The sequence below is a fragment of the Micromonospora yasonensis genome (genome assembly GCF_026013475.1).
GTDB lineage: Bacteria > Actinomycetota > Actinomycetes > Mycobacteriales > Micromonosporaceae > Micromonospora > Micromonospora yasonensis.
Genome location: NZ_JAPDPH010000282.1, coordinates 1 through 8,030, shown reverse-complemented (window position 1 = coordinate 8,030; position 8,030 = coordinate 1). Strand labels below are relative to the sequence as shown.

General features: G+C 70.3%; 9 protein-coding genes, 1 tRNA gene and 1 pseudogene. 4 read left to right on the top strand and 7 right to left on the bottom strand.

The window, feature by feature from the left end:
* A partial coding sequence (locus ONA70_RS32780) for a helix-turn-helix domain-containing protein (RefSeq protein ID WP_265010364.1) occupies positions 1 to 191 on the bottom strand: 191 nt, incomplete at its 3' end.
* Positions 192 to 254: 63 nt separating this feature from the next.
* Between ONA70_RS32780 and cysS the strand changes: the two genes are divergently transcribed.
* Together cysS and rlmB are read left to right on the top strand one after the other, a co-directional pair.
* Positions 255 to 1,670, top strand: a complete 1,416-nt coding sequence (gene cysS / locus ONA70_RS32775; RefSeq protein WP_265010363.1) for a cysteine--tRNA ligase — start codon at positions 255 to 257, stop codon at positions 1,668 to 1,670.
* The gene (gene rlmB, locus ONA70_RS32770) at positions 1,670 to 2,785 is read left to right on the top strand and encodes a 23S rRNA (guanosine(2251)-2'-O)-methyltransferase RlmB (RefSeq protein ID WP_265010362.1); all 1,116 of its coding nucleotides are present in this window, start codon (positions 1,670 to 1,672) and stop codon (positions 2,783 to 2,785) included. The genes cysS and rlmB overlap by 1 nt, the downstream gene beginning before the upstream one ends.
* A gap of 60 nt (positions 2,786 to 2,845) precedes the next feature.
* On the opposite strand, the gene ONA70_RS32765 is transcribed toward rlmB, so the two are convergent.
* The gene (locus ONA70_RS32765; RefSeq protein ID WP_265010361.1) at positions 2,846 to 3,937 is read right to left on the bottom strand and encodes an ABC transporter ATP-binding protein; all 1,092 of its coding nucleotides are present in this window, start codon (positions 3,935 to 3,937) and stop codon (positions 2,846 to 2,848) included.
* Positions 3,938 to 4,300: 363 nt separating this feature from the next.
* Between ONA70_RS32765 and ONA70_RS32760 the strand changes: the two genes are divergently transcribed.
* Positions 4,301 to 4,377 (top strand) — tRNA-Thr (locus tag ONA70_RS32760).
* 73 nt (positions 4,378 to 4,450) lie between these two features.
* Here ONA70_RS32760 and ONA70_RS32755 read toward each other — a convergent pair.
* The 4 genes and pseudogenes from ONA70_RS32755 to ONA70_RS32740 all read right to left on the bottom strand — a co-directional run.
* The gene (locus ONA70_RS32755; RefSeq protein WP_265010360.1) at positions 4,451 to 4,591 is read right to left on the bottom strand and encodes a hypothetical protein; all 141 of its coding nucleotides are present in this window, start codon (positions 4,589 to 4,591) and stop codon (positions 4,451 to 4,453) included.
* A complete protein-coding gene (locus ONA70_RS32750; RefSeq protein ID WP_265010359.1) occupies positions 4,591 to 5,691 on the bottom strand; it encodes a tyrosine-type recombinase/integrase in 1,101 nt (366 codons plus the stop codon). Before ONA70_RS32750 ends, ONA70_RS32755 begins: the two co-directional genes overlap by 1 nt.
* Entirely contained in the window at positions 5,691 to 5,858 is a 168-nt protein-coding gene (locus ONA70_RS32745; RefSeq protein ID WP_240033038.1) for an excisionase family DNA-binding protein, read from the bottom strand. The genes ONA70_RS32750 and ONA70_RS32745 overlap by 1 nt, the downstream gene beginning before the upstream one ends.
* A 63-nt stretch (positions 5,859 to 5,921) precedes the next feature.
* Positions 5,922 to 6,347 (bottom strand): annotated as a pseudogene (locus ONA70_RS32740) (replication initiator); the annotation flags it as partial.
* Positions 6,348 to 6,909: 562 nt separating this feature from the next.
* Here ONA70_RS32740 and ONA70_RS32735 point away from each other — a divergent pair.
* Entirely contained in the window at positions 6,910 to 7,254 is a 345-nt protein-coding gene (locus ONA70_RS32735; protein ID WP_265010358.1) for a hypothetical protein, read from the top strand.
* Between the two features lie 140 nt (positions 7,255 to 7,394).
* On the opposite strand, the gene ONA70_RS32730 is transcribed toward ONA70_RS32735, so the two are convergent.
* Complete coding sequence (locus tag ONA70_RS32730; RefSeq protein WP_265010357.1) at positions 7,395 to 7,676, bottom strand: hypothetical protein; 282 nt, start codon at positions 7,674 to 7,676, stop codon at positions 7,395 to 7,397.
* Positions 7,677 to 8,030: the final 354 nt, after the last annotated feature.

Here is an 8,030-nt window from a genome sequence, read left to right as displayed (position 1 = left end):
CCGTCCCGGCGCAGCATGCCGTGCCCGGTCAGCGCGCCGACCAGCCGGTAGACCGCCGCCCGCCCGATGCCCAGCCGGTTCGCCGCCTCGGTCACGGTCAGCCCGGCGGGCGCGTCGGCGACCAGGTGCAGCAGGCGCAGCCCCCGGTCCAGGGTCTGGGCCGTCTCCGGTGCGCGCGCCGCGGTGTCCACAGCACGCAGCGTACGACCCGGCTCCCGGGAACCTCGAAATGCGCGGACGGCTACCCTTGTACGGTGACGCTACGCCTGTATGACACCGCCACCCGATCGGTGCGGGACTTCGTCCCGCGGGAAGCCGGCAGGGTGGGGGTCTACCTGTGTGGCCTCACCCTCCAGGCCCCGCCGCACATCGGGCACCTTCGCTCCGGCGTCAACTACGACGTGCTGCGCCGCTGGCTGATCGCGTCCGGTTTCGAGGTCACCTTCATCCGCAATCTGACCGACATCGACGACAAGATCCTGGTCAAGGCGGTTGAGCAGGATCGGCCGTTCTGGTCGATCGCGTACACCAACGAGCAGATCCTGGTCGCGTCGTACCGGGCGCTGAACGTGCTGCCGCCGACCTACGAGCCGCGCGCCACCGGGCACATCCCGGAGATGCACCAGCTCATCGCGCGGCTGATCGAGACCGGGCACGCGTACCCGGCCACCGACGGCTCCGGCGACGTCTACTTCGACGTGGCCTCCTGGCCGGCGTACGGGTCGCTGTCCGGCCAGTCTCCGGAGGACATGCAGTCCGCCGGGGAGGCCCCCGAACGCGGCAAGCGCGACCCGCGCGACTTCGCGCTCTGGAAGGGCGCCAAGCCGGACGAGCCGGCGGACGCCTACTGGCCGTCGCCGTGGGGCCGGGGCCGGCCCGGCTGGCACATCGAGTGCTCCGCGATGTGCTGGCGCTACCTGGGCGCCGAGTTCGATATCCACGGCGGCGGGCTCGACCTGATCTTCCCGCACCACGAGAACGAGATCGCCCAGTCTCAGGCGGCGGACCTGCCGTTCGCCCGCTACTGGGTGCACCACGGCCTGCTCGGCATCGGCGGCACCAAGATGGGCAAGTCGCTGGGCAACACCCTCGATCTCGACTACGTGGCGTCCCTCGGGGTGCGCCCGGTGGAGCTGCGCTACTACTACGCCGCCGCGCACTACCGGTCCCGCATCGACTACTCGGAGGACGCGCTCCGCGTGGCCGCCGTCGCGTACCGGCGGATTGAGGGCTTCGTCCAGCGGGCCGCCGAGCGGGTCGGCGCCGGCCAGCTCGGCGAGCTCCCGGCCGGCTTCGTCGCGGCCATGGACGACGACCTGAACACTTCGGCCGCCCTGGCCGTGCTGCACGACCTCCTGCCCGGCGGCAACAACGCGCTGACGACAGGCGACGATGTGACCGTCCGCACGGTGCTGGCCGCCGTACGCGCGATGCTGGATATCCTCGGCGTCGACCCCCTGGACCCGGCCTGGGCCGGCGGCGGCCGCGCGGGCGACCTGCGCGGCGTGGTGGACTCCCTGATCGCGCTCGCCCTCGAGCAGCGCGCGCAGGCCCGCAGCCGCAAGGACTGGGCCGCCGCGGACGCCGTACGTGACCAGCTCAAGCAGGCCGGCGTGGTGGTCGAGGACACCCCCCAGGGCCCCCGTTGGACTATTGGAGAGCAGGACTGATGGCCGGCAACTCGCAGCGCCGTGGCCGGCGACTGACGCCGAAGGCGGGCGCCCCGAAGGGCTCCGGCGGCAAGAACAAGGACTCGCTCGCGGGCCGGGGCCGCACCCTGCCCGCCGACGAGCGGCCCTGGCACAAGGCGTACTCGGGCACCGAGAAGCTGCCCCAGCGCACCGCCTGGAAGCAGGAGAAGGAGCGCCGCGCCTCGGCCGAGGAGGGGCGTGCCCCCAAGATCGGCCAGCCGGGCACCAAGGACACCACCTGGGGCAAGGGCAGCCGGGCCGGCGTCCCACTCAGGGGTGGCAAGGGCAAGCCGGCCGCTCGCGGCGGCCCCCGGGTCGCGCCGGGCCGTAAGTCCAACCCGGCCAAGGACAGCCCGGAGCTGCTGGTCGGCCGGAACCCGGTGCTGGAGTCGCTGCGCGCCCAGGTGCCGGCGACCGCCCTCTACACGGCCCAGGGCATCGACGTCGACGACCGGGTGAAGGAGATTGTCCGGACCGCCGCCGACCGAGGTATCGCGATCCTGGAGGTCAGCCGGGCCGAGCTGGACCGGATGACCGGCGGGGTGCTGCACCAGGGCGTCGGCCTCCAGGTGCCGCCGTTCGCCTACGAGCCGTTCGAGGACATGATGGCGGCCTCGCTGGAGCAGGCCGCCCCGCTGCTGGTCGCACTGGACGGGGTCACCGACCCGCGCAACCTCGGCGCGGTGATCCGGTCCGCCGCCGCGTTCGGCGCGCAGGGCGTCTTCGTACCGGAGCGGCGGGCCGCCGGGATCACCGCGACCGCCTGGCGGACCAGCGCCGGTGCGGCCGCGCGGGTGCCGGTCGCCCAGGTCACCAACCTGACCCGGTCGCTGAAGGCGTGCAAGGACGCCGGCTTCGTCGTGGTCGGCCTGGACGCTGACGGCGAGACCGATCTGTACGACCTGGAGGCCGCCGTCGGCCCGCTGGTCGTGGTGGTGGGCTCGGAGGGGCGCGGGCTGTCCCGGCTGGTCGGCGAGACGTGCGACCTGACCGTGAGCATTCCGATGGTCTCCGACGTCGAGTCGCTCAACGCCAGCGTCGCCGCCGCGGTCACCCTCGCCGAGGTCGCCCGCCGTCGTTCCGTCGAGGCGTAACGCGCTCAGCAGACACGAAAAGGGGCGGCCCGCCGTGCGGGCCGCCCCTTTCTTCGTACGTCAGATCCGGTTGCCGGTGGCGGCGTGGAAGACGTGGCTGCGGCCCTGGCGCGGCTTGACGAACACGGTGTCACCCATGTTCGGCATCGAGCGCCGGTCGGTACGGACGACGAAGCGCTCGTTGTGGCCCTCGAGCGCGGCGTGGCCGTAGACGTTGGCGTCGGAGCCCAGGTCCTCGACCAGCTCGACCACGACCGGCATGCCGCCCTCGGTCGGGCTGACCAGGTCGCAGTCCTCCGGACGGAAGCCGACGGTCACCTTGCCGTCGCCGCCCTCGGCCCGGGCCGCGGCGACCTGCTCCCGGGTGAGCGGGACGTTCATCTCGGCGAAGGCGGCGCCCTGGTCGGACAGCGGCACGGTCTTGATGTTCATGGCGGGGGAGCCCATGAAGCCGGCGACGAAGACGTTGGCCGGGGTGTCGTAGAGCGCCCGCGGGGTGTCCACCTGCTGGAGCACGCCGTCGAGCATGACCGCGACCCGGTGACCCATGGTCATGGCCTCGACCTGGTCGTGCGTGACGTAGACCGTGGTGACCCCGAGCTTGGCCTGGAGCGAGGCGATCTGCGTACGGGTCTGCACGCGGAGCTTGGCGTCGAGGTTCGACAGCGGCTCGTCCATCAGGAAGACCTGCGGCTCGCGGACGATCGCGCGGCCCATGGCGACGCGCTGGCGCTGACCGCCGGAGAGGGCCTTCGGCTTGCGGTTGAGGAACTCCTCCAGCTGGAGCAGGCCGGCGGCCTCCTTGACCCGGCGGTCGATCTCCGACTTCGAGGTCTTGCGCAGCTTGAGAGCGAACGCCATGTTCTCGTACACCGTCATGTGCGGGTAGAGGGCGTAGTTCTGGAAGACCATCGCGATGTCGCGGGCCTTCGGCGGCAGGTGGGTGACGTCGCGGTCGTCGATGAAGATGGCGCCGTCGTCGACGTCCTCCAGTCCGGCGAGCATCCGGAGGCTGGTGGACTTGCCGCAACCCGACGGGCCGACCAGGACGAGGAACTCGCCGTCGCCGATCTCCAAGTCGAGCTGGTTGACGGCGGGGCGATCGGTGCCCGGGTAGATCCGGGACGCCTTCGCGTAGGTGACCGTAGCCATGGTGGAGCGCTTCCTTTCACCGGCAGGAACGTGCCGGACGATCCGAGTGAAGGAGCGACCGGCACCCAAGGTGCCGGCCAACGGGCCGTCGCCCGGGCAGCCGAGGCCGACCGGAGTGTTGTCCGTGTCACTGCACGGTAAACGGGTTTTCCGAGCCTGCCAAGATGAGGCGCACCGGATGGGACGGACGGCATACGCATTCCGGTCACTCGGGCACGCCGAGGCATCAATCCCCTCACCCCCGGGGCCCTCTGGTGTCGATCCAACGGCGGCGGCGACGGGAAATTGACGTTTTCCGTGCTCGGGAGCCCTGCTGAGCGGGATTTCCGGGCGCCAGTCGCTATGCTGACCACGGCACGACGCGCCCCTGTAGCTCAGCTGGCCAGAGCACTCGCCTTGTAAGCGAGATGTCGCCGGTTCGATCCCGGCCGGGGGCTCCAATACCACCAGGCGAATCTCGGCGGGCGTCGCCGCGAGTGAGCCGGTTGACAGCAACGCTGACAGCAGCCGGGCTCATGACAGCCGCCCGTCGAGCTTGCCGAGCGCCTGGCGCATCGCATCGAGGTTGGCGTGAGCGTAGACCTTGAGCGTGATCTTGACGTCGGCGTGCCGGGCTATCGCCTGGACGACGTGCGGCGGAACGCCCAGATCCATCAACAGGGACACGACCGTGTGCCGCAGGTCGTGCAACCGATGCCAGGCAGGCCGGCAGCCTCCCGAAGCCGGGCGAACGAACGGCTGAGGTTGGTCGGCTCCAGCGGGGTGCCCCGCTCGGAGGGGAAGACCAGGCCGTGGTCCTCCCATACCTCGCCGAGCGCGGCCCGCTCGGCCTCCTGGCGCTCCTGGTGCTCTAGCAGAGTGAGCCAGGTGATCTCGGGCAGCGGCAACACCGCCTCCGAGTCCTCGGTCTTGGCGTCCAGGACGTGGAGCTGCCCGGCGACCCGCTGCACCGTCTGCTGCACTCGCAAGGTGCCTTGGTCCAGATCGACATCCGACCAGCGCAGTCCCACCAGTTCGCCGCGTCGAAGGCCCATCGTGGCGGCCACGACGTAGAGGGCGTGCAGCCGGTGTCCCTCAGCAGCGGCGAGCAGCTTGCGCACCTGGTCGACGGATAGCCCCTTGCCGACCTTGTAGCGGGGGGAGGGAACTCGGACGAGCTTGGCGACGTTGCGGGATACCAGTTCCTCGCGCATGGCGTGTTGGAGCGCATTGCGCAGCACCGCATGCACGAACTGAATCTGGCGCGCGCTGGGATAGCGCTGGCAACAGCGGCCAACGGAGCAGCACCGCCGGTCAGCAGGGCGGATCTTATCGAGGCCGTTGGTGCAACAGAGGCACTTGCGCCGGAAGTCGTCCATGAACGCCTTGACGTGCTGGACCTGCAAGCCGTCGAGGCGTTTGCTGCCGAGTGCCGGTTTCAGGTGCAGCCGCACAGCGCTTTCGTAGCCCCGTGCCGTGGTGGGCTTCAGGTCGGTGACGTAGGCCGACAGCCAGTAGGGCAGGTAATCGGCCAGCATCCAGGCCCGGTCAGGCACGGGTATGCCCCGTTGAGATTTGGACTTCAGCTCGACGAGCTTGGCGTGGGCTTCCTCCCAGGTCGCTCCGTAGACGAACTTGCGTTTGCGGGTGCCGTCGGTGGCGAGGACGTATGCCTGTCCGACCCACCGGCCGTCGCTGGTGCGCTGGTAGATAGAGCCTTCCCCGTTGGGGTTGCGGCGGGCGGTGGGGTGGCGGGGCTTGGGTTGTTTGGGCATCAGGCGGCTTCTTCCGTGAGCGTGGCGATTGCCTCGTCGATGGCCGAGGCGGGGATGAGGCGGCGGCTGCCGACCTTGAAGGAACGCAGCCGGCCGGAGCGGATCAGGTCGTAGACGAGCGACCGGCCGATGCCGAGCGCTCGGGCGGCTTCCTCGACGCGCAGCACGCGAGGAGTGATCGGAGAGGTCGTGTCCAAACGATTGGCCTTCCTCGTGTGGCGGGACAGGGATCAAGCGGCAGTCGGCGCGACGCCGGCCGGGACGGTGCCGAGTTCGTGGGCGAGTTCTTCGCGGCCGGTGGTTCGTCGCTCGCGGGCGAGGGCGGCGGCGGTGCTGGCGAGGAGGGCGTCTCCGGTGGTGTGCCAGCCGACGCCGGCGAAGGTGAGGGTGCCGACGATCAGGGGCGTGTCGTCGCCGACCCGGTCGGCGGGTGGGCCGCCGGCGGTCGGGTGCTCGTGGGCCTGGTCCTCGTGCCGCCGGTACGCGATGCGGGTGTCGCGCAGGAGTTGGAACGTCACCGAGAAGCGGCGGCCTTTGGTGAGGAAGTGGCCGCCGTAGCCGAGCATGTGCGCCCACCGCCGCAGCCGGGCGTACGGGTTGGCGCTGGCCGGTTTCGTCGGTTCGGCGTCAAGGCGGCCCTCAACGGGCCGCACGCGCCGCCGCCTGGGCGCGCGTCCGACGCTCCGCTGTCGCTCCACGCCGGCCACGCAACACGCCCGGCGGCTGGCGCGGAAAGCGGGGAACCCGGGGGCCGCCGTAACGGTAGCGCCGAGAGGGGTTGAGGTTCGCGGGCCGGCAGCCGGCCGCGCCGCGCCGGAGCAGCGCGGCGCAGGGGAGGGCACGCCGGGTCCGCGCGCCGAGTCGCGCCGGTCACCGGGGCGCGGTCACTGCGCCTCCGGCGGGGGCGCAACGACTCCAGGATGGCCGGGGCTCCGTGCGCGCCTTGCGGTCCGTGGGTGGTTGCGCAGGGCCATCCCGCCAGCCGACGACCCGGGCGAGCCGAGCAGACCACCGCCCGACCCGCCAGCGTCCGTACGAGCCGTCAAGGTCCGCTTGACGTGGCGGACCGGGCGGCGGCCCGCTCCCCGGAGGGCGGGTCGGCGGCAGACAGGATGGCAGGCGCGGCTTGAGGGGATTGCTGACGACCTCCGGCCAGCATCTGTCTCCCCTGTATCCTGCGTCCCTCCCTGGCAAGAGAGCTGACTACGTGGAGGAAGCGTGGGATACGAGATTCACATCAGCCGAGCCGAGGAGTACTACGAGAGCGAAGGGCAGCCAATCACCCTGCTCGAATGGCAGTCCTACGCGGATGGCAATCCCGCGCTTAGCGTAGGCGGATGGCTTGGCTGGGGTGAGGACCGCCAGCCCATCTACGAATACACCTGCACGGACGGAAGCCCGGTTTCGCTGACCTGGTTCGAAGGTGCGATCAACATCAAGGGTCACTTCGATGGCGACCCCTACCGCGAGTTCGGAACCTTCGCCGAGGACTTGCAGGCCAATCTCCAAGGCGACGAGGGCGAGCGGTATACGGCGAAGGGTGTTCTTCCCCCTACCGGATAGACCTGGGCGGGTGACAGACTGGGTGACTACGGGTGCGGACAACGCTGGATGTTGACGGACGCTAACAGATTGTTTCCGCAGCTAGCGCCATGCGTAGCAGCAGGTCGGCGGGCCACGATCTTTCATTCGGGACGAAGAGGTCAGTCGACGACAAACGTGCCATCCGGATTCATGATCTCGTGCCGCACCAGCGGTACGAACGCCGACCAGCCCCCATCGTCCACGGCCACCACCATGCGGACACGCCCATCGCCGTCATCAATGCCGTGGCAGGCCACGCTGTACCGCTTGCCGTCCTCGCCGACGACCTGGCGTAGCTCCTTGTCTTCGAGCATCACGCGCCACTCGCCATAGCCAAGGCGACGCCATTCAGCCAGGCGCTCCTCGGCCAACCCCGCTGCGGTCTCTTTGTCCCGTCCCACGACTACAGCCTCTCACCAGAGGTCGGCACGGATCTCCGCCGCGTGCCCGCTCCATGCCCGATGCAGCGGTCAACACCGGCCAACAGCGGAACATGGAGCGGCCTCAATCTCAACGCTCCGCCCTTCGCAACGAGCCGCACGACAGCTCAGCGCGTGGGCCAACCCATCCGCCGGGCCGACGCAAGGCACCTTCCAAACTGACGGTGGCCGGAAGGCTGATCGCTTGTAGCCGTGAAGTACGGCACGCTTGCATCGGCACGCCAGCCGCAGAGCCGCTTTCGCGCGGCTGGAGTTAAGTCGAGCCGGCAGCACGGTGACGCGACGGGGCGCCGTTGCGGCGGCAGGTGTCTCGGA

Coding starts and splice junctions, on each gene's coding strand:
- ONA70_RS32750 (WP_265010359.1), bottom strand. CDS start 5,691: ATGCCCAAACAACCCAAGCCCCGCCACCCCACCGCCCGCCGCAACCCC.
- rlmB (WP_265010362.1), top strand. CDS start 1,670: ATGGCCGGCAACTCGCAGCGCCGTGGCCGGCGACTGACGCCGAAGGCG.
- ONA70_RS32755 (WP_265010360.1), bottom strand. CDS start 4,591: ATGGATCTGGGCGTTCCGCCGCACGTCGTCCAGGCGATAGCCCGGCAC.
- ONA70_RS32765 (WP_265010361.1), bottom strand. CDS start 3,937: ATGGCTACGGTCACCTACGCGAAGGCGTCCCGGATCTACCCGGGCACC.